Origin of the sequence: Pseudogracilibacillus sp. SO30301A (assembly GCF_037072025.1) — a bacterium.
Lineage (GTDB): Bacteria > Bacillota > Bacilli > Bacillales > Amphibacillaceae > Pseudogracilibacillus.
In genome coordinates this window covers 1-22,036 of the sequence record NZ_JAXHDD010000049.1, presented here as the reverse complement: position 1 = coordinate 22,036, position 22,036 = coordinate 1, and the positions used below count along the sequence as shown (strand labels likewise).

General features: G+C 36.6%; 19 protein-coding genes. 13 read left to right on the top strand and 6 right to left on the bottom strand.

Annotated elements, in window-relative coordinates; all coding sequences use genetic code 11:
• The first annotated feature begins 12 nt into the window (after positions 1-12).
• Entirely contained in the window at positions 13-999 is a 987-nt protein-coding gene (locus SPD89_RS17630; protein ID WP_336263262.1) for a C-terminal binding protein, read from the top strand.
• Between the two features lie 43 nt (positions 1,000-1,042).
• On the opposite strand, the gene SPD89_RS17625 is transcribed toward SPD89_RS17630, so the two are convergent.
• A complete protein-coding gene (locus SPD89_RS17625) occupies positions 1,043-1,933 on the bottom strand; it encodes a LysR family transcriptional regulator (RefSeq protein ID WP_336263261.1) in 891 nt (296 codons plus the stop codon).
• 846 nt (positions 1,934-2,779) lie between these two features.
• On the opposite strand from SPD89_RS17625, the gene SPD89_RS17620 reads away from it, so the two are divergent.
• From SPD89_RS17620 to hutU (SPD89_RS17575), 10 genes are all read left to right on the top strand, one after another.
• Positions 2,780-3,037, top strand: coding sequence for a hypothetical protein (locus tag SPD89_RS17620; RefSeq protein ID WP_336263260.1), 258 nt, complete (start codon positions 2,780-2,782; stop codon positions 3,035-3,037).
• Positions 3,038-3,065: 28 nt separating this feature from the next.
• On the top strand, positions 3,066-3,248 hold the full coding sequence (locus SPD89_RS17615) for a RidA family protein (protein ID WP_336263259.1): 183 nt from the start codon (positions 3,066-3,068) through the stop codon (positions 3,246-3,248).
• 126 nt (positions 3,249-3,374) lie between these two features.
• A complete protein-coding gene (gene hutG, locus SPD89_RS17610; RefSeq protein ID WP_336263258.1) occupies positions 3,375-4,334 on the top strand; it encodes a formimidoylglutamase in 960 nt (319 codons plus the stop codon).
• A gap of 66 nt (positions 4,335-4,400) precedes the next feature.
• The gene (hutH, locus tag SPD89_RS17605) at positions 4,401-5,912 is read left to right on the top strand and encodes a histidine ammonia-lyase (protein WP_336263257.1); all 1,512 of its coding nucleotides are present in this window, start codon (positions 4,401-4,403) and stop codon (positions 5,910-5,912) included.
• Positions 5,913-7,190 (top strand): imidazolonepropionase, encoded by a 1,278-nt coding sequence (hutI, locus tag SPD89_RS17600; RefSeq protein ID WP_336263256.1) that lies wholly within the window; start codon positions 5,913-5,915, stop codon positions 7,188-7,190. It abuts the gene before it with no gap.
• Positions 7,191-7,863: 673 nt separating this feature from the next.
• Entirely contained in the window at positions 7,864-9,504 is a 1,641-nt protein-coding gene (gene hutU, locus SPD89_RS17595; protein ID WP_336263255.1) for a urocanate hydratase, read from the top strand.
• A gap of 8 nt (positions 9,505-9,512) precedes the next feature.
• On the top strand, positions 9,513-11,090 hold the full coding sequence (locus tag SPD89_RS17590) for a helix-turn-helix domain-containing protein (protein ID WP_336263254.1): 1,578 nt from the start codon (positions 9,513-9,515) through the stop codon (positions 11,088-11,090).
• A gap of 296 nt (positions 11,091-11,386) precedes the next feature.
• Positions 11,387-12,532, top strand: a complete 1,146-nt coding sequence (locus SPD89_RS17585) for a CaiB/BaiF CoA transferase family protein (RefSeq protein ID WP_336263253.1) — start codon at positions 11,387-11,389, stop codon at positions 12,530-12,532.
• Positions 12,533-12,542: 10 nt separating this feature from the next.
• Positions 12,543-13,682, top strand: a complete 1,140-nt coding sequence (locus tag SPD89_RS17580) for an acyl-CoA dehydrogenase family protein (RefSeq protein WP_336263252.1) — start codon at positions 12,543-12,545, stop codon at positions 13,680-13,682.
• 254 nt (positions 13,683-13,936) lie between these two features.
• Positions 13,937-15,598: a urocanate hydratase gene (gene hutU, locus SPD89_RS17575; protein ID WP_336263251.1), complete on the top strand. Its 1,662-nt coding sequence runs from the start codon at positions 13,937-13,939 to the stop codon at positions 15,596-15,598.
• Positions 15,599-16,086: 488 nt separating this feature from the next.
• Here the strand turns inward: hutU (SPD89_RS17575) and SPD89_RS17570 are convergent, their stop codons facing one another.
• The 4 genes from SPD89_RS17570 to SPD89_RS17555 all read right to left on the bottom strand — a co-directional run bounded on the left by SPD89_RS17570 (position 16,087) and on the right by SPD89_RS17555 (position 18,689).
• Complete coding sequence (locus SPD89_RS17570; RefSeq protein WP_442961193.1) at positions 16,087-16,245, bottom strand: helix-turn-helix domain-containing protein; 159 nt, start codon at positions 16,243-16,245, stop codon at positions 16,087-16,089.
• Positions 16,246-16,323: 78 nt separating this feature from the next.
• Positions 16,324-16,761, bottom strand: coding sequence for an RNA polymerase sigma factor (locus tag SPD89_RS17565; protein WP_336263250.1), 438 nt, complete (start codon positions 16,759-16,761; stop codon positions 16,324-16,326).
• Positions 16,762-17,017: 256 nt separating this feature from the next.
• Entirely contained in the window at positions 17,018-17,755 is a 738-nt protein-coding gene (locus tag SPD89_RS17560; RefSeq protein ID WP_336263249.1) for an ABC transporter permease, read from the bottom strand.
• On the bottom strand, positions 17,742-18,689 hold the full coding sequence (locus tag SPD89_RS17555; protein WP_336263248.1) for an ABC transporter ATP-binding protein: 948 nt from the start codon (positions 18,687-18,689) through the stop codon (positions 17,742-17,744). Before SPD89_RS17555 ends, SPD89_RS17560 begins: the two co-directional genes overlap by 14 nt.
• Before the next feature lie 139 nt (positions 18,690-18,828).
• Here SPD89_RS17555 and SPD89_RS17550 point away from each other — a divergent pair, with 139 nt between their 5' ends.
• A complete protein-coding gene (locus SPD89_RS17550; RefSeq protein WP_336263247.1) occupies positions 18,829-19,428 on the top strand; it encodes a TetR/AcrR family transcriptional regulator in 600 nt (199 codons plus the stop codon).
• Positions 19,429-20,100: 672 nt separating this feature from the next.
• Positions 20,101-21,045 (top strand): Rpn family recombination-promoting nuclease/putative transposase, encoded by a 945-nt coding sequence (locus SPD89_RS17545; protein ID WP_336263246.1) that lies wholly within the window; start codon positions 20,101-20,103, stop codon positions 21,043-21,045.
• A gap of 735 nt (positions 21,046-21,780) precedes the next feature.
• On the opposite strand, the gene SPD89_RS17540 is transcribed toward SPD89_RS17545, so the two are convergent.
• Positions 21,781-22,017 carry an IclR family transcriptional regulator domain-containing protein gene (locus SPD89_RS17540; RefSeq protein WP_336263269.1) on the bottom strand — a complete coding sequence of 79 codons (237 nt, stop codon included), beginning with the start codon at positions 22,015-22,017 and terminating at the stop codon, positions 21,781-21,783.
• Between the last annotated feature and the right edge of the window lie 19 nt (positions 22,018-22,036).

Here is a 22,036-nt window from a genome sequence, read left to right as displayed (position 1 = left end):
AGTGTCAGTCACATGGAAAATCAGAACATTAAAGTATGGATCTTGGATGATGAGTGGTTTACACATGAATTAGAAGAAGAAATTTACACGAAACATGGCATAGAGTTTAAAGTGACGAGAAGTGAATCCTTACAAGAAGATTTTCAGTCATTCGGAAAACATGCGGATGGGATTGTAGCTCAAGTCGGTTTTGATTTTGGCAAAGATTATATTTCTAAGCTAACAAATTGTAAAATTATCGCATCTTCTGGCGTAGGATTTAATCATATTGATTTAAAAGCAGCTAAGAAAAAGGGAATTTACGTAACGAACATGGCTGATTACTGTATTGGAGAAGTATCTGATCACACAATTGCCTTAGCCTTAGTTGTTGTGCGTAGACTTCGAGCATATAATGAGCAAGTAAGAAATGGTGAGTGGGATCCATTAGATACGTTACCGATTCATCGCCTAAAAGGAAGAACAGTAGGACTGTTAGGCTTCGGTCGGATTGCGAAAGAAGTTGCGAGAAAGTTTAAAGTGTTCGGTGTTCAGGTCATCGCCCATGATAAATTTGTACCTGAAGAAGTGTTTTCAGAACTCGGGGTAGAATCTGTCACATTGGATGAATTGCTTGAGCGATCGAATATTTTAAGTTTGCATGTGCCATTAACGAAGGAAACAGAAGGACTCATCAATTATGAACGAATGAAACAATTACAAAAAGGTTCATTCATTATTAATACGTGCCGTGGTGCTATCATCAATGAAGCTGATTTAACTCGTGCGATCGAAGAGGGACATATTGCCGGTGCAGGATTAGATGTATTAGTGGAAGAACCGCCAAATAAAGATTTGGAACTGCTTCATTTAGATGAAGTATATGTTACACCGCATTCTTCCTACGTATCGGTTGAATCAGAGTATGAACTTCGCTCACGGACTTGCTTAAATGTTATACGTGCAATCGAAGGAGAAGTTCCTGAGTTTGTGCTAAATGATGTAAAAGTGAATGTATAACTATAAAGATTCCGGAAAAAAATGAACTCATGAAGTTTAGAGTTCATTTTTTAGTCTGGAAAAACTCTTTTGTTATAGTAATAAACTCTTCTACAACCGGTGGTAAGTAGCGTTTTTTCATAAATGCGATATACACCGTTCTCGATAAGTTATTATTTGTGATCCTTTTAATTGTAAAGGATGAATGATTTGAAGCAGTAATATAATTTTCCGGAACGATTGTAACGCCAAGGCCTTCCTCGACTAATGAACATGCCGTTTCAAATCGTTCAATTTCAAAATGTATATTTGGATTAATACCGGATTTTCGAAATGCATTTAATATATCTTGTCGAGTTTGAAATCCTTCTTGGCAAATAATAAACTCTTCATCTTTTATGTCATTGATTGAAATGTTTTTGCTGTTTTGAAGGGAATGCCCTTTTGGGAGCACAGTAACCAAATTTTCTTTATAAATTGGCATTGTTAATATTTCGTCATTTTCAAAATGTTGATTCGTTATCGCAAGATGAATTTTATAGTTTTGTAAAGCTAATTCAACTTGTTTTAGTCCGAGCACTTCAATAAGTTTAATGTGGATATTAGGGTTTGCTTCGCTGTAAGATGAAATTACTTTCGGTAGCCAAGATTTTACAGATTCGATTAATCCGATCTGCAACTCTAAAGGCCCTTGATCTTTTAAACGGATCATTTCCTCTTTCACATATGTAAAATGATTAAGTAACTTTTTTGCTTCTTTATATAAAATTTCACCTTCTTTAGTTAGAGAAATTTTTCGGGTGCTTCTTTCAATTAAAGAAAGCCCCATATTATCTTCAAGTTTTTTAATGGCTGAACTAAGTGAAGGCTGTGAAATATGCAATGCTTTTGCTGCTTTTGTAAAAGAACTTTTATCAATTAATGTGGTGAAATATAGTAATAGTCTTTCATCCATATGTATCACCTAACCTTAAATAATAGAAATATTGTTTTCCAATTATGCCTTTATTATAGCATGAATTTTTAAATTAGAACTCTTTTATAGTAATAAGCTATATAGTTATAGAGGTTGTTCAAAAAGTCCGGTGAAAATGACACATCGCATTTCTTCGTTGGCTTGCTTTTCCGCTACTCACGTATTAACTGCATACGTTCCGTTGCTTAAAGCTCGCCGCCTCGAACTGCTTGGTCATCTTCTTTTTTATACGAAAATGGACATCTGCTCTAATTTTGGCGCAAAAAAGCACCCCTCTTAAAAAAAAATTTACTTTTTTTGGAAATAATTCTTATTAAGTCAATGCTTTTTACTGTCCCTTTCGTATTTGTTAGGACTTGTTTCCGTCCTCGAGACTACTTATGTCTATCGTAAGTAAAATTAACATATCATACTTGTTTCCACTAAGGTGCTCGCCATGCATCCTCCTAAAACGTGAAGAGGTTGTATGTAACCGTACTTCGCGATAGAGGTGATCTTTAAAAACCTGTATGATCACAGTCTCTGTAATATCATGATTAACAGAGTAGCTCAAAATTAAACCGCATGCCTCCATTTTCGTACATTGCGGTGTCTGGCAAGACATAGGAGTTTTGAACGCACACTTATAGAGGAGGTTCAAAAAGTCCGGTAAAAATGACACTGCGAATTTCGCACGAATGCTTGTTTCTCCGCTACTCATGTATCTAAATGCATACATTCCGCTGCTCGAAACTGCGCCGCCTCAAACTTCTTGGTCCTTTTTTATCCTCCTTTTTGAACGCGCACTTATAGTAAAGTTTTTATAAAACATGGAGGTAAAATCAAATGAATGTATATGAACGATTAAAAGAATTGGAAATTACTTTATCAACGCACCCAAACCTGCTGCTTTCTATGTCCCGTGTCGATTTCGAGGTAATGTACTCTATACATCTGGACAAGATTGCAGAATCAATGGGATGCTTGCTTATGAAGACAAAATTTGGCAAAGATTTATCGATCGGGGAAGGTTATAAAGCGGCAAGGTTAACGATGATCAATTGCTTGGCTGTTATTCAACGAGAAAATGGCGATTTAAATTGAGTGAAAACGATTGATAAACTGTTGATTTTTGACATATTCAACAGATGATTTCATAGAATTACCTTCTGTTATAAATGGAGCATCCCAAGTATTAATTGATGTATTTGGTGAAGGAGGCAAACATGCACGTACAGCTTTATCAGCTAACTCACTTCCATTTAATATACCGTTAGAAGTCGAAATTATCGTTGAAATTAAATGCCTAATGTAATTTTGTCACATATTCTCAGCTTATTTATAGTTTTCATTTATACATTTATAGAAAAATCGTATTTGAATAAATAAATAGGGTAAAATACAATAGGATAAAGAGATATTGTCGGCAGGGGTGATTTATTTGTTTTATGAGTGGACAGGTAGAGTAGACAAGAATGCAAAAGGAAAGCGCATTCATCAAATAGTTCAAAATATAGATGTAAATGACTTAAAGAAAAACGAAGAGCAAAACATTGGTTTAGTAGGATTTGAATGTGACGAAGGTGTTAAAAGAAATAAAGGTAGAGTCGGTGCATCCAAAGCACCGAATGAAATTAGAAAGTTACTTGCAAGTATTCCTTATCATAACGGAAAAAAAAGTATTATAGATTTGGGCAACATACAATGTACCGATAATGATTTGGAAGGAGCACAAGTGCATTTAGGTAAGGTTGTAGCCAAGTTATTAGAAAATAATTATATACCGATTATTTTAGGTGGAGGTCATGAAACATTTTATGGCCATTATCTAGGAGCAAGAGAAGCGGTAGGGAATGATAAAAAAATTGGTATGATTAATTTAGATGCTCATTTTGATTTGCGTAATGATGATACACCATCGTCCGGGACAATGTTTCGGCAGATTTTAGAAACGGATAAAAACGCAGAATATCTATGTATAGGTGTACAGGAATTAGGGAATACCGAGCAATTGTTTTTAACGGCTAAGGAATTTGGTGTGGAATATATTCTTGAAAAAGAGATTGAACCGATCGAGAACACATTTAGAAAAATTGATGAGTTTGCCAAAAAACAAGATTTTATTATTTATACAATTTGTACCGATGTAATTAATCAAGCTTACGCCCCAGGTGTTAGTGCTCCAGCCCCGCTTGGACTTGAACCAAAGGTGGTAAGAGCAATTACAGAGCATGTCGTAATGCTGGAAGACTTTTTAAGTTTTGATGTGTCGGAAGTGAATCCAACTTTCGATGTTGCAGAAAAAACAGCAAGACTGATTAGTTACGTAATAGCAGAAACAATGATGAATTTAAATAAGAATGCTTTGCAAAAGAATTCTTATTTACCGGAAAATCTATAAATTGTTTAGTGCCGAAAAGAACGATAAATATAAAAAATAACCCATATTCGAAATGGAGGCAACGTGATGATAAAACTCACAGGTGATACGTTAACGATTGGCGAATTAAAAGAAATTTTATACGGTGATCGAAAAATAAAAATTGCTAAAGAAAGCATGGAAAAGGTACAAGCAAGTAGAACAGCAGTCGATAACATTGCAAAAGGCAGTGAATCTGTATACGGTATTAATACTGGATTTGGTAAATTTAGTAACGTAAAAATTGCTGAGGAAAATGTTGCAGATTTACAATTGAATTTAATTCGCTCTCATGCTTGTGGAGTTGGAGATCCTTTTCCAGCTGTTGTTGCAAGAGCGATGATGGTGTTAAGGCTAAATGCATTAATTAAAGGTTATTCCGGTATCAGAATTGAAGTTGTCCAATTGCTAGCAGAACTAATTAACAAAAATATTATTCCTGTCATCCCGCAGCAAGGGTCACTCGGTGCATCTGGTGATTTAGCTCCACTCGCACATTTAGCGTTAGTGTTAATTGGTGAAGGGCGAGTCTTTAACGAGTCTGGCGACATAGTTCCAGCGCTTGGAGTATTAGAAGATCATGGAATTAAACCGATTACGTTACAGGCGAAAGAAGGATTGGCACTTATTAATGGAACACAGACGATGACGGCGATGGGAGTTGTTAACTATATTGAAGCGGAGCAACTTGCATTTGACAGTGAATGGATTTCTGGTATGACGTTCGAATCACTCGAAGGGGTCACCGATGCCTTTTTACCTGAAACACATGAAGTTCGAGGTTATCCGCAACAAATGGCTGTGGCCAAAAGAATGCTTCAATGGTTAGAAGGAAGTCAATTAACGACTCGCCAAAATGAAAAAAGAGTTCAAGATGCTTATTCACTCAGATGTATCCCGCAAGTCCATGGTGCTTCTTGGCAAGTGTTGGATTATGTGAAGGAGAAGTTAGAAATAGAAATTAATGCAGCGACCGATAATCCCCTTATTTTTGATAATGGAAAAAAAGTCATATCCGGTGGGAACTTTCACGGACAGCCGATTGCCTTTGCGATGGATTTCTTAAAAGTAGCGGTGGCGGAATTAGCAAATATTTCTGAGCGACGCATTGAACGACTCGTTAATACACAGTTAAACGAAGATTTGCCATCTTTTTTAAGTCCGGAACCAGGACTGCAATCCGGAGCAATGATCATGCAGTATGTTGCTGCTTCCTTAGTGTCTGAAAATAAGACACTCGCACATCCAGCAAGTGTAGACTCGATTCCTTCTTCGGCCAACCAAGAAGACCATGTAAGTATGGGAACGATAGGATCAAGACATGCAGCGAACATTATTCACAATAGCCGAAGAGTGTTAACAATCGAAGCTATTTGTGCAATGCAAGCGCTAGAATATAAAGGGGTGGAAAAAGCATCTGAAAAAATAAGAGAAAAATGGACTATGGTAAATAAAATTGTTCCAAGTTTGAGAAAAGATAGAATTTTCCATCAAGATATTGACAGGTTACATGATTATTTAAAAGAAATTAAGGTGCAAATTTTCAAGGAGGAACTATAAATGTCCAAGCTATTATATATAAAGAATGCAGATGAACTTATTACAGTAAAGGGTCATTCTGAGAAACCTGCTAAAAAAGAAGCGATGAGCGAGATAGGGATTATTGAAAACGGTAGTGTTTTGTCAAAAGATGGCAAAATAGTCGCAGTAGGTACCGATGAAGAAATAAGAAAAGAGTATCAGGATCTAAACGATCAGGCAGAAGTGGTGGATGCAACAGGACGCATCGTAACACCTGGGTTAGTTGATCCACATACACATATCGTTTATGCGGGAACGCGTGAAAATGAATACGCCATGAGATTACAAGGTAAAACATATATGGAGATTATGAATGCTGGTGGCGGAATCCATGCGACGACCAGAGCAACTCAACAAGCGACTTTTGAAGAACTATACGAACAATCAAACGTTCGTTTAGATAAAATGTTGCTAAATGGAATTACGACGATCGAAGCGAAAAGCGGTTACGGTCTGACGACAGAGCATGAGCTAAAACAGTTAGAAGTTGCAAAAAAACTGAATGCAGACCATCAGATTGAATTGATATCTACATTTATGGGAGCACATGCCGTTCCGATGGATTATAAAGACAATCCAGAAGAATTTGTTGATATTGTCATTAATGAAATGCTTCCGGTAGTAGCGGAGAAAAATTTAGCTGTCTTTAATGATGTATTTTGTGAAGCGGGTGTATTTACGCCTGAACAGTCGTACCGGATTTTGGAAGCAGGAAAAAAATACGGGTTAAAACCAAAAATTCATGCGGATGAGATTGAGTCGTATGGTGGGGCGGAAACAGCAGCTGAGGTAAAGGCCGTTTCAGCAGAACATTTACTAAGAGCATCTGACAAGGGAATTCAAATGATGGCAGAGAATGATGTTATCGGTGTATTGCTGCCGGGTACTGCATTTTTCTTAATGGCTGATTATGCGGAAGCAAGAAAAATGATCGATTCTGGCATGGCTGTTGCCCTTTCAACGGATGCTAACCCTGGTTCCTCCCCAACATTATCTTTACAGTTCATTATGAATTTAGGTTGTTTGAAAATGGGTATGAACCCGGAAGAAGTGATTACGGCAACAACAATCAACGCAGCACATGCGATTGATGCAGCGGACCGAATTGGTAGCATTGAGGTTGGTAAGGATGCAGATTTTACAATGTTTGATGTGAAAAATCACCTAATGCTATCTTACCAATATGGAATGAACCATGCACATACTGTTGTTAAACAAGGTAAAGTTGTTGTGGAAGATGGGCATATTAAAAAGTAAAGGTTGTTTCGATTGGTGTTTTTGATAGAAAACCCGTAAACTGTGCAGTATGCGCTTGGTTGTTTTCCGCTACGAATCGTTGCTTTATAGCGGGCACGGTGGTCTGCCTCCTCGTTAGAAAACTTGGCATTCGTTAAAGAAAGCATGTCCCTTCATTGGGGTATGCTGACGTTAGGCGCAAAGCCTGTTCTTAGTCTTGACTATCTGTTTGGCGAAAGACAGGGGTGATGTTGCACTTATGCCCTAGAGTGCAAGCCTTTGGGTGAATGCCTTAGTTGCACTTATCCAGTTGAGGAGAGGAGAAAGTAGTTATACTTTCTTAACTGCGAAGCAAAAATCGCTTCTTGCGGGGGCCTCCAACGCACAGGATGTACTAGTGCAATGTTTTTTGCGACGAGTAAGCGAGAGGAGCAGACGAAGACATTAGTACGTGGCGTTTCTTAGTCTGCATTCCTCTGTTGGTTTTCCCGCAGGAGTCAACGATCCTCCGCTACAAACAACCACCATAGACAGTGGTAATCCATACTTTTCATCGTTGGATGTTATCTTGGCGGAGTGTATTTCCGTAGCGGAAGTTATATTGTCATGTCTCTCTATACCAAATACAAAGATTCAACAACAACACTTACGAATAGAGCCAAAGTAAAAGTTTTAGGCGAAGGAGGTTTTAAAAATGCCAAACATTTTGGTTTCACCAACAGGACCAGAAATGAGTTGCCAGAGCTGGGAGATAGAAGGTTTATTGCGGTTGTTTCTTAATAGTATTGATCCTCGTGTTGCCGAGAGCAGTAAAGAATTAATTGTCTATGGTGGTAGAGGAAAAGCAGCTAGAAATCACAAGGCTGTAAAAGCAATTGTTCAAGAACTAAGAAATTTAGCTACTGACGAAACATTGCTTATTCAATCTGGAAAACCAGTTGGAAAATTTAAAACATTCGAAAGCTCGCCGAGAATTGTGAATGCTTCATCTGTTTTAGTTCCGCATTGGTCCAATGATGAGAACTTCAGCGAATTAATTGATAAAGGGCTAATGATGTATGGTCAATCAACCGCAGCGTCTTGGGCATACATTGGAGTGCAAGGCGTTTTACAAGGAACCTTTGAAACGATGGGTGAAATTGCGAAGAAGCATTTTGACAATACGTTACGCGGAAAAATAGTATTAACTTCTGGGTTAGGTGGTATGAGTGCTGCCCAACCCTTATCTGTTACGATGCATGGCGGAGTTTGTATTGTCGTTGAAATTTCTGAAGATAAAATTGATCAGCGTTTAAAAAATAATTATTGTGACATTAAAGTATACTCATTGGAAGAAGCGATTGAAGTAGCTAATGAAGCAGTAACGGGCAAGAAACCGTTAGCAATTGCCTTAGTTGGAAATGTGTCGGAAATATATCGGAAAGCACTTAAACTAAATTTTATTCCTGATATCGTTACAGATCAGACTTCAGCACATGATCTATTAATGGGATATATTCCAAGTGGATTAAATTTGGAACAAGCCAAAACATTACGTACTAAAAATCGAGCCCATTATTATCAGCTCATCAAAGAATCTTTACTGTTACACGTTGAAGCGATGGTTAGTTTTATGGATAGTGGCGCAATCGTTTTTGAATATGGAAATAATTTAAGACAACAAGCATTCCAAGCAGGGTATAAGAAAGCCTTTACTATCCCTGGATTTGCAGCAGAATATTTACGACCGCTTTACTGTGAAGGAAGAGGACCATGTCGCTGGATCGCTTTATCAGGGAATCCAGATGATATTTATAAAATTGATGAAATTGTTGTGGAAGAATTTAAACACGATAAACGGGTATCAAGATGGATTCAATTTGTCCAGGAAAAAATATATTTTTATGGACTTCCAGCGCGAACTTGTTGGTTGAATTATGATGAAAGAGAAAAAATCGGTTTCTTAATTAATGAAATGGTTAAATCAGGAGAGTTATCCGCACCGATCGCCATTACAAGAGACCATTCAGAAGGAAGCACGATGGCTGCCCCTTTTAGAGAAACTGAAAATATGTTAGATGGTAGCGATATTGTTGCCGATTGGCCAATTTTGAATGCAATGTTAAATGCAAGTGCTGGTGCGTCGATGGTTAGTATTCAAAATGGTGGAGGGGTCGGAATTGGTAACTCGGTACATTCCGGGATGACAGTTATTGCCGATGGAAGTGATGAAGCATCGGAAAGATTAAGGAAGGTGTTAGTTGTTGACCCGGGTATGAGTATTATTCGGCATGCAGATGCTGGATATGACCAGGCAAAAGAATCATTAAATAAAATAAAGACAGGTAAGAGGTGAGCTAAAAGATGATTTCGTTAGGTATTTATAATCACCGAAACTTTTATGAAGACCTGTTAGATCGAGAGAATTTTCAGGTAAGTATTGTTGAGAGCCTTACGACCTTAACGGATTACTCAAAATTTGACCTCTTGCTCATAAACATTTCTGAAATAGAGGAAAGGCAGTACTCCTACTTTCTAAACAATATGCAAAATTTAACTATGTCGAAAGTTATTTTTTTGGACAATACCTTTTCTATTGAGCAAGTGAAAAAATTAATGCTCCTGGGAGCGTACGATTGTGTTACACTTCCGTTTCCTATCTCCGATTTATTGAACCTTCTGACAAATGCTTATACAGAAATAACAAGAGAAAAAAGACAAAAGAGAAAACAAGAAAACTATAAGATTAAATCAATAAGAGCAAGTTTGGCTTATGATTTATTGCATGGAAATACGAAAAATGCAAAAGAAATATGGGAAAGAAGCCAGCTGGCTAATCTTTCATTGATTCCAAATACTGTACTGCTATTTCGTATTGATCATTTTTCCAAATTAGTAAAGAATAAAGGCGAATTATGGAAAAATTCATTAAGAAAAGAAGTTCTTCAAGCGATTAAAACATGCGATTTACAGTATGAATCATTAAAGGTTTTTGTGAATCAACAGAAATTTGCAATATTATTATCTTTGCCTGTCCAATTAGAGGAAAGAAAATATAAGATATTAGCGACAGAATATGCCGAAAAAGCACGAGAAGAGATTAATAAACAGACAGACTACACTGTCACAATCGGAATTGGAAATTATTATGAAGATGCTCGCAATCTACATCTTTCCTATCAAGAAAGTGAACAGGCACAGACGTATCGGCTGTTTCAGGAAGAGAATTCCATCATTCACATCGATGACTTGGATTACTTTGAAACCCCTGAATATTACGAGTATAAAATTCAAATTCAAGAAATGACAAATAAATTTTCACTTGGAGATATTACAGCTGTTCATACAATTTGGAAGAATATCTATCATTCGGTTGCTGCTCATAGTCATTTTCAACCCGAAGAATTCCGCTTGCAAGTTCTGGATTTGTTATTTTCCCTCTCAAAAACAGCCATGCAAAATGGGGCAAACCCAAAACGTATGATGCCATTACAAATTAAACATGCAAAAGAACTGCATGAAATTGAATCATTGGCTGAAATTGATACATGGATGACGGGAATTATTAATGAGTATATTCGCTTCGTAAATGAAGGACATAATGAACAAGTTTTAAAATCGGTACAGGAAGTATTGCAATATATAGAAGAACATTACTCTGAAGATATCGGGCTTGAGATGATTGCTGAAAAAGTAGATTTAAGTCCCAATTATTTAAGTGCAATATTTAAGCAAACAACTGGAAGTTCATTTATTGATTATTTAACAGAATTAAGAATGAAAAAGGCGAAAGAAAATTTACAGAATCTGAATTTATCCGTATACGAAATCGCCGAAGCAATTGGTTACAGTTCTTCTCAGTATTTCAGTAGAGTTTTTAAAAAACATACCGGGATGACACCAAGTGCCTATAGAAACAGTATTTTATCTACGAATAAATAATATAGCTATACCATGTCACAAAGTATATTGTAGCCATTATAATCTGTATCGTCCATTTTATTTTTCTCTGCATCAATACCAAGTGTTCTCGCAACAGATATTCCAATTAGTGTACCGAAATGAGTTGATTATTACTGCTTCTGTCGCTTATCTTTCCTAATAGTGCACAAAATAACAGTATAAAAGTATACTTTATCGTATGAATTTCAACTATGAAAAAATACACTTTCTGATAAAGTATAAATAAAGATATGAAAGCGTTCTATATAAGCGTTTACAGGTAAGGAGGAGTTATATTGAAGCAACCTTTAGAAGGAATAAAAGTTCTGGATTTTTCAAGGGTTCTAGCAGGACCTTATTGTACGATGCTCCTTGCAGATATGGGAGCGGAAGTAATTAAAATTGAAAGACCAGAAACAGGAGACGATACACGACATTTCGGACCATTTCAAAATGGCGAAAGTGGATATTTCATGTTTTTGAATCGTGGGAAAAAGAGTATTGAAATGAATTTAAAAGACCCTTCCGACCGTGAGAGTTTAATGGAGTTAATTAAAGAAGCAGACATCATTGTAGAAAATTTTCGCCCTGGTGTGATGGAAGGTTTGGGATTAGACTTTGAAACATTGAAAGAAGTCAATGAAGGATTAATATATTGTTCGATTTCTGGTTTTGGTCAGTATGGACCATATACGAAAAGGCCTGCCTATGATCTAGTTGCACAGGCAATGGGAGGAATTGCGAGCATTACCGGTCATCCAGACAGCCCGCCGACACGTTCAGGAGCATCTCTTGGAGATATGAGTGCAGCCCTTTACGCAGCATATGGCGTGATGACAGCGCTTTTCCATCGAGAAAGAACGGGTATAGGTCAAGCAATAGATGTCGCAATGGTTGATTCTATTTTTTCACTACTTGAACATAATGTCATGCGCTATACGTCAGAAGGGGTTATTCCGGAACGTGTTGGAAACCGTCATCCGATTAGTGCGCCATTTGATGTATATGAGAGTAAAGACGGCTATGTTGTCATTGCAACAGCAAATGATCCATTGTTTGCAAGACTTTGTAAAGTAATGAATAAAGAAGAATTGTTAGAGGATGTACGCTTTTCAACAGATATAGAGCGGGGAAAAAATGAAAGCGAATTAAAAGAAATTATCGAAGAATGGCTTTCAGGATATACAGCTGAAGAAGCTGTTGAACTTATTAATGACGCAGGAGTACCTAGCTCCACGATATTAAATATTGCAGAAATCAGCGAAAGTGACCACGTAAAAGAAAGAGAAATGTTACTTGAAATTGAGCATCCAGTAGCAGGAAAGACTAGAATCCCGGGCAACCCGGTTAAATTATCGAAAACACCTATACAAGTCAAGTCACCGAGCCCAGCTTTAGGTGAACATAACGATATTATTAAGCAGAAATTTAATGCAAAGTGAGTGATCAACCGTGAATTTTGATTTAACAGATGAACAAAAAAGCATTCGAGACATGGTAAGAAACTTTACAAGAGATGTTATTACACCAAAAGCAGAGGAAATAGACAGGGAGAACCGTTTTCCTGAAGAACATATTCCGAAAATGGCGGAGCTGGGTCTGTTAGGAATTGCTTATCCGGAAGAAGATGGTGGCGTTGGAGCAGATGCAATTTCTGAGGCAATTGCAGTAGAAGAAATTACGTATGGCTGTGCAGCAACCGGTTCTATTTTAACGGCCCATTATTTAGGAATCGATGGTCTCTATTTAGCTTCCAATAAAGAGCAGCGAGAAAAATATTTAGTTCCTGGTTGTCAAGGGGAAAAGTTGTTTGCGTTTTGCCTTACGGAACCAAACGGTGGTACAGATGTCGCTTCAATGAAAACGACTGCCAAGCTTGACGGAGACAATTATGTTATTAATGGTTCAAAAATATTTATTACAAACGGTGCGTATGCAGATACACTTGTCGTTTATGCAAAAACAGATACATCAAAAGGAAGCAGAGGAATCAGTGCATTTATCGTTGAAAAAGGGACACCTGGATTATCATTCGGTGCTGGAGATGACAAGATGGGTATTCGCGGCGCAAAAACCGATGAGGTAATTTTTGAGAATGTTATTATTCCAAAAGAAAACCTTGTAGGGGAAGAAGGCCAAGGTTTCAAAATTGCAATGCAAGTAGTCGACCGTGGAAGAGTCGGAATTGCTGCGATGGCAATCGGACTATCACAGGCTGCGGTAGATGAAGCGGTAAACTATTCCAAAGAACGTGAAGCATTCGGTCAAAAGATTTCTAAATTCCAAGGTCTTCAGTGGATGATGGCAGAAATGGAGACAGATCTTGCAGTAGGTCGACTGTACACTTATTTTACAGCTAGCCTAAAAGATAAAGAGGGATACAGATTATCGAAAGAAGCTTCTATTGCAAAACTATTTACGGCTGAGGCATCAAACAGAATTGTAAATAAAGCAGTACAAGTTCATGGTGGATATGGGTATATGAAGGAGTATACAGTTGAAAGACTGTATAGAGACCAACGAATTTTGGAGATTTTTGAAGGGACATCACAAGTTCAGAAAATGGTTATTTCTAGTTATCTATTGAAATAAAATTAATGTGCTTTTCTTTCTTATTGTCTTAACTGTGATGTAGGCGCTAGGTAGATTTCCGCTCCTGGCAGAACGCTTTCCGCGGGCAACACTTCAGCTCCTTGGAAGCAAAAATCGCTTCCTGCGGGATCCTGTTACTTTTCCGGAAAATCTTTGCGGTGGGATGAAAGCGTAGTGTATTTCCGTAGCGGTAAGTTAAAATTTCGTGGAAAAAACTTTTAAAAAAACATTTAAACTAAAAGGAGAGATGTAAAATGAGTATGAAAGTTACTGATATTCGTGCACCAAGAGGAAATGAATTAACGTGCAAAGGGTGGGTTCAGGAAGCTGCTTTGCGTATGCTCATGAACAACCTCGATCCAGAAGTAGCGGAAAATCCGGATGACTTAGTTGTTTACGGCGGAATCGGAAAAGCTGCAAGAAACTGGGAAAGCTATCATGCGATTATTAACGAATTAAAAGAATTAGAAAATGATGAAACGTTATTAATTCAATCAGGTAAACCAGTTGGTAAGTTTAGAACACATGAAAACTCCCCGCGAGTATTAATTGCAAACTCTAATTTAGTACCTGCCTATGCAAACTGGGAACATTTTAATAAATTAGATCAAGAAGGTCTGATGATGTATGGTCAAATGACAGCGGGAAGTTGGATTTACATTGGAGCCCAAGGAATTCTTCAAGGTACGTACTTAAGTTTTGTTGAGGCTGGAAAGAAAATATTCGGATCCCCTGACCTAACAGGTAAATTCATCCTCACTGGTGGTATGGGTGGAATGAGTGGGGCACAGCCACTGGCAGGTAAAATGGCAAAAGCAGTAATTTTAGTAGTAGAAGTTGATAAGAAGCGTATTGAAAGAAAGATTAAAGAAGGTTACTGTGATTTTCTCTATGAAGATTTAGATGAGGCATTAGAGAAGGTTAAAGAGTTAACAGAAAAAGGTGAGCCGGCATCGATCGGTTTAGTCGGAAACTGTGCAGATGTATTTCAGGAAATTCATGATCGTGGCATCATTCCAGATATCGTTACAGATCAGACGAGCGCTCATGATCCAAGAAATGGTTATGTTCCAAATGGAATGACGTATGAGGAAGCTCTTCAATTAAGAGCAGAAGATCCAAAAAAATATGAGCAGCTATCACTTGAAACAATCGCAAAGCATGTTAGAGCAATGCTCGCTTTACAAGAAGCGGGAGCAGAGACGTTTGACTATGGTAATAATATCCGTCATTATGCAAAAGAACAAGGTGTAGAAAATGCATTTGATTTTCCGGGATTCGTACCAGCCTACTTACGTCCTCTTTTCTGTGAAGGTTGTGGACCTTTCCGTTGGGCTGCATTATCAGGTGATCCAGAAGATATTTATAAAACAGATCAGTTAGTAAAAGAAATGTTTAGTGAAGATGTAGCTTTAGTAAACTGGATTGACATGGCGCAGAAAATGGTTAAATGGCAAGGACTTCCTGCGAGAATTTGCTGGTTAGGTTATGGTGACCGCCATCGATTTGCACTAAAAGTAAACGAAATGGTTGCAAGTGGTGAAATTAGTGCGCCAATTGTATTTGGTCGAGATCATTTAGACAGTGGCTCTGTTGCCTCACCGAACCGTGAGACAGAATCAATGAAAGACGGCAGTGATGCAGTTGCAGACTGGCCAATCTTAAATGCACTAGTAAATACAGCTGGTGGAGCAAGTTGGGTAAGCTTACACCATGGTGGTGGTGTTGGAATGGGTTATTCTGTCCATGCTGGTCAAGTATTAGTTGCCGATGGAACGAAGGAAACATCTGAGAAAATCGAACGTGTTCTCATTTCCGACCCAGGAATGGGAGTTATTCGCCACGCAGATGCAGGATATGCACGAGCACTTGAAGTTGCCGAAGAACGCGGCGTTCATATTCCAATGAAAAAATAAGAGAGTTGGAGGAGGACTGTTCACTAAGTCACTGTTTAAGTGAGCAGTTCTCTTTTTCACCACAAGGTAGAAATCCTTTCTAACTGCATAAGTGCAACTAAGGCTTTCGCCATAAAAACTTGGGGATAAGCCATGTTTTCTTTCTAATGATTTACTTTTTTTAATATGAATGAATTTATCACCCCATATGAAACTAGTTTCCTTCCAGCTCTACTCATAGCTTGCGACGCTTTAAACGCTCGAACCATGACGGTAGAGGAGTATCATTATCCTATCTGATGGGTTATCGCCAGCAATCTACCACAATTGCATTAGATTCATAGATTAATCGCTCGTTTCTACGAAAGTCATGGCGTCTGAATCAAGTGGCTCACCACCAGAAGAACGTATCTGATTTTTTGGGTATATACTGCACGGTGTTGTCTTCCGTGCTTTCTTTGTCAAAGAACAAATTTATAATAAATGAAAGGGAAAACCTAACCATTTAATTAAACCTTGAAAACTACAATAGCTTGCATAAGCTTCGAACGTAAACGATCATGTGTGTTTACATCAATGCCCCAATACGTATTACCACGCTCATCATAAAGTTTACGCATAGACAAACTTGCCATATAGCTTCCATAATGCAAAATAACGTATTTCATCGCTTCTGGATCACCCTTATTTGCAGCCAAAATAATTGGATACGGTAATAAACCACCTCGTTGTCTTTTGTGTTAGCATTAATCATCCCAGTCATCTGCATGTTCCTCCAAAAATCGCTTTAACCTTTTAAAAGAGCTTGTCCGTCTATACTGAACTGTACTACGAGGAATCTCTAGTAGTTCAGCAATTTCTATATCTGATTTATCAAAAAAGTAGTATAGTAGAACTGTCTTACGCTTTTCTATTGGCAAATTACGCAGCGCTTCAGCAAGTAATTGCGGAGTGATTTTCTTTCCAGCCACTTGAAAAAATTCTCCATCTTCTCCCTCATATTGTTTATCTAAGGTATAAATTTGATTTTTTTCTTGTGGTGTAAGATCAGAAATTGTCATCTCCTTTGCTTGTCTTTGTTTCCTTTTGTTGTAAATGTTAATTGCTTCATTTTTCAAAACTAGTTTACAAAAGGCATTAAATGCACAACGAACTTGCCACTCGGTACGATCTGGTTCTATCATGCATTTCCCTTCGCAACTGCAAAGGTGGGTGATGATTTTCCCTTTCATAACCTTCAGCAAGGTGTTTTGTGAAATGCCGAAAATAAGAGTAATTTTCTTAAAAAATTGTTAAATCCATAAAAAATGCCAAGCTGAACATAAGGCAGCTAGGCATAATAGTTTATATATTAATTGTCATAATTCTGATTCTAGTTCTATTATTTATAAAATTAATTTCACAAGAGATGTTTTCATATAAGAAGAAAAAAATTAAAACTTATTTACGCTTTGTTATTGCAAAATAGCACATAACGAAACTAAGAACACACCACCCACCGATAATTAAAAAACCAAACCAATTTATTTCAAAATCATTAGGAGCTAATGTAGCACGGATAGACTCAACCATATATTGAATAGGTAAAAACTCGTGTAATTTAGCCAACCAATTAGGTAAACGATCAGGCGGAAAATTAATTGGTGAAAATAAAAGTATTCCAAAAATGAGGACTTGAGAGATTAACTCCGCTATAAGTGGACGTAACCATAAAGCAATAGTGTAGCCAATGCCTATTGCTGTTAAACCAATTAAAATAAATGTAAAAATACTTTTATATGAATATACAATCTGTAAGTCAAACCGAAGAGATGCTACAAACAATGCAATAAATATACCTGGAAACGAAATAAGAAGCCAAATAGTCGCCTCGACCAAGACATAGTATAGTCGTGGTAAAGGTAAAGAAAGCATATAGGTAAACGTTCCATCTGCCCTTGTTTCACCAATTCCTTGTGGGAGAAAAACAAGGCCGATTGATAATAAGATTATAGTTGGTGCTCCAGTCGTTAAATAAAGAGCAGTCGTATCATCCATATTGGGAATTAAATAAGAAAAGCCGATAACAATTCCTACTGCAAGCAATGTTTGAATAATTAAATATAAAGGTAATACTGGTGTCATTCGTAATAATTGCCAACGTAACAAGTGGAAAAATCCATTTTTAGCTAATAGCATATTGTTCTTCCCCCGATTCCTGGTGCCCTATACTTCCTATAATGCTTGAATAGGCATCTTCCAATGTAGCAGCACTTAATGAAAATTCCTCAATTTTATTAGCTTCCTGCAAAGAAAAAACCCAATCCATTAATTCCTTGCTGTGTTCTTTCGATAAAGATAAAATTACCTTTTGTTTATTATGACTAATCATTGAAACATAGCTGGGATAAATTAAATCTTCATCTTTACGATATAATGTTAATTCGAGTCGTAGCTTTTTATTGAATGCTCCTTTTAAACTTGCTGGAGTACCAACCCCTATCAGCTTTCCGTTATCAATTAAAGCTAATCGATCAACAGACCTTTCCGCTTCCAATACATTATGTGTTATTAGTAAAACTGTAGCACCACTATTTGCTACTTTTCGTACTTGTTCCCATAATAACTTTCGTCGGATTGGATCCACATCATTTGTAGGTTCATCAAGGATAACGAGCTTTCCCGGAACAACTATTGCCATACAAAATGTTACTAAACGTTTAATACCGCCTGAAAGTTTTTCTGTTTGCTGATCTGCCCATTCTTCTAATTGTAAATCTTTTAGTAATTCATCCGTCTTTTCTTTTATTTCACGCTTATTTCCATTTCGTATCCGTCCTGTCAATTCAATAGCTTGCCTAGGAGTTAAACCATTTAATGAGATGTTTTCTTGTGGCTGTAGGGAACACAATTTACGAGCCATATCGGGTGTAGAGATAACATCTGTGCCTGAAACTTCAATATGGCCTTTTGTAGGTTTTAAGAAACCAATAATTTGTGAAATAAGTGTTGTTTTTCCAGAACCATTCGGGCCTAAAAGACCAAATATTTCTCCCTTTTCAACCGTAAAGCTTATTGAATTGTTTGCTGGAGTACCCGAATAGATTTTAGTTAAATCATTGATAACAAGCATTTATCTTCCCCCTATTTTTATTATCCTATGGTATACTAAATACACATGAAAGTGATAGTATTCTAATACCAATGGTATTCAGATACCATTGGTATTTACATTACATGCTATGATTACAATTGTCAAGAGGGTGGAATAAATGTCTAAAAAACGTTTAACAAGGGAAGAAAGTAAACAACAAACACGTAAAGAACTCCTAGAAGTTGCCTCGGAAATGTTCGCTAAACAAGGGTTCTATAGTACTTCTGTTGATCAAATTGCAGAGGAAGCTGGTTACTCAAAAGGTGCTATCTATTCTAACTTTGGTTCAAAGGATGATTTATTCCTTTCTGTTTTTAAGGAAAATCAAAAAGAGGACTTACAAAGTTTAGAAGCAATAGCAGAGGAATATGACTCATTGGATGAATTTATAAATATGATTGAAAATAATCACCAATACGAGCGAAAAGAAAATCAAGACTGGAGTATTTTAAAGTTAGAGTTCTTATTATATGCCATGCGAGATGATAGTGTAAGTAAGAAACTTGCACCTATCCTAGAGGAAAGTAGATCACAAATGACAAATATTTTAAAAGCTTTTTATCAACCCGATGATCAGAAACGCTTAGTTTCCATTGATAAACTTGCTTTCCTACTATTATCTCTGGACATAGGAATTGGAATACAATCCTATGTAGATGAAGAAAGTATTCCAGAGAATATTTTTGCGGATGGGTTAAAACTTTTGCTCAAATTATAATTTAGAGAAGAAAAATAATAATTGGAGGTTCCATACCTAACTGAAATAAAATCAACGAAGAATGGGCAGCTATATTCATTATTAGGTTTGGGATTCACCTTACCGATTTTTTGGAAATTATATAAACCCATTCTTCACCAATCTATGAGCATTTTTATACATCTTTCCTTGAAATGTTGTTATATATTTTTAAAATTATATTGCTCTATTATAGCTTTTCGACTGATAATCTGAACACCTTATTTAACAGCACATAAAAATAAATATAGAAATAAATAGATGTGAAAAGAATTTCGATTTTGAGCTTGAAACTATCCGATTAGAATTTATAATTTTCTTTTTTAAAATGATGTTTAATAATAACTTCAATAAACTATACCTATTATTTTAAAATCATCCAGTTTGTTTCTTTCACTAAAGTTAATCTATATTGTGAAATTTGCACAGATTGTGTCTTCTTATAACTAGTGGAGCGATTTTTTTGCTTATTTTATGTTTTTATGGTGGAAGCCCCTTATTAAAGTGAAGTTTTTCTAAGAGGATTTTTAAAACTTCCCCAATATACTATGGGTCAAAATCAATTTTTACCCTTTTGACGCTTATTCGGATTCGCTCTATGATTGGAAAAAAGAATGAATTTGTCATGAATGAGTACAGTGAGGATGTGTTATAATGAATTTAATAAAACCTGTTGAAGCAATACCTTTTAATGAGTTATCACGGAGCTTCCAAATCAAAGAAAAAACACCACAATATACAAAGCATGATCAATTATTCAAGCAACTAATCCGTACTTTTTTTAAGGAATTTTTAGAAGCATTTTTCCCCGAAATTCATGAGCAAGTTGATTTTCAATTTGTCAAATTTCTGTCTGAAGAAGTATTTACAGATCTGATTGATGGCGAAAAAAGACAACTTGATATCGTAGTCGAGGTTAAGTGGAAAGAAACGGATACGTTAATTGTTGTTCATGTTGAGCCGCAAAGTTATGTTCAGGCGAATTTTAATAAGAGAATGTTTAAATATTTTAGCCTACTATATAACAAACTAGTTATGCCGATTATTCCAATAGCTATTTTTAGTTATGAGGAAGATTGGGAAGAAGATGATTTCAATATGCAATTTTCAAATTTAAATATATTGCGCTTTCATTATTTGACATTGCATTTGCGAAAACAAAATTGGCATAAGTTTATGAAGAAAGACAACCCAGTATCGGCCGCCTTGCTAAGCAAAATGGGTTATTCAGAAGATGAGCGGGTGCAAGTTAAGCTTGAATTCATGCGTATATTAACGCGTTTGAAATTAAATGAAGCTGAGCACCGACTTTTGTATGGATTCTTTGAAACGTATTTAAAATTAACTGCAAAAGAGGAGGAGATTTTTATGAAAGAGGCGAAAGAACTTGAAAATGCGGAGGAAATATTGGAAATACCGATTTCGTATGAAGAGAGAGGGAAGGAAAAAGGTCGTGAAGAAGGATTGAAAGAAGGATTGGAAAAAGGCAAAATAGAAGTAGCCCTTAAAATGCTAAAACGTGGTTTCTCCATAAAGGAGATAGCGGAATTAACACAACTAGACAGAGTAGAGATTGAAGGTTTAAAAGAGCAACTATGAATGAATTTTCATACAATGCTTTGTTGATCGGAGGGACGCGAAGGCGCTCGTATCACGAAGCCACCATTGACCTTGCTTTTATCCGTTTAGTGGTCTTTATGCAGGCAAGCTAAAAATAACGCCTAAAGGCTTACCAGCAAAAAAATGATAACACGGACAAATCCATTCTAAACATGCACTGGTGGGACCCCGACCCCTTTCTGCGAACACTAAGAATCGGTCGCTACGGTCAACGGTAATCGGCTACGCTGTGGCTTGTGCTAATGCACATTATTGGGTGCTTGTGTTTTAATGAAAAGTAAAAGTGAGTGCATCACCTATAGTAATGTTTAAACTATTAGTAAATCAAATTAACTTACACACTTTACTTGACATACCCTTTTACTAATTGTTCTATTTCGTCTAGACTACATCTTTGTAGTCTCCATTATTAGCCCAATGTCTAATTCTTTCTTCAACACGCTCTATTCCTTCTACCAAACCTTTTTCTTCCCTTTTTTTCATATTTTACAAAATTTTCATCTGCATCATTGATTTATCCCTTCTCTTCCATTAATTTTCTTCCACTTCACACTTAATTTTAAATACGACTTAAAAATGCCTACAATATTCTTTTTCTTATCCTTTTATCTTAATAATACGATGCCCCCCCACTCAATTAGTGTTGGGGGCTGTTTTCTTGCGTCTTCCTGTGATATTCTAAGTATTGTGACATAGTTAGATTGAATAACTTTCCTAAAATTCCTTATTATTATCATTTCCCATCCAACCAAGCTCTGCTGATATTTTATTTGCTGCATCTACAACTAGTTGGGCGATTTCATTCTCTTTACTTGGAGGAATTTTCTGCGATGTACTGCTTAAACTGATGGAAGCGATGATGTTACCGGAATGATCAAAAATTGGTGCTCCTATGCTAGACACCCCATTAACTACGTCTTCATAACTTACAGAATATCCTTTTTGGCGAATGTCTTTAATTAATTCCTAA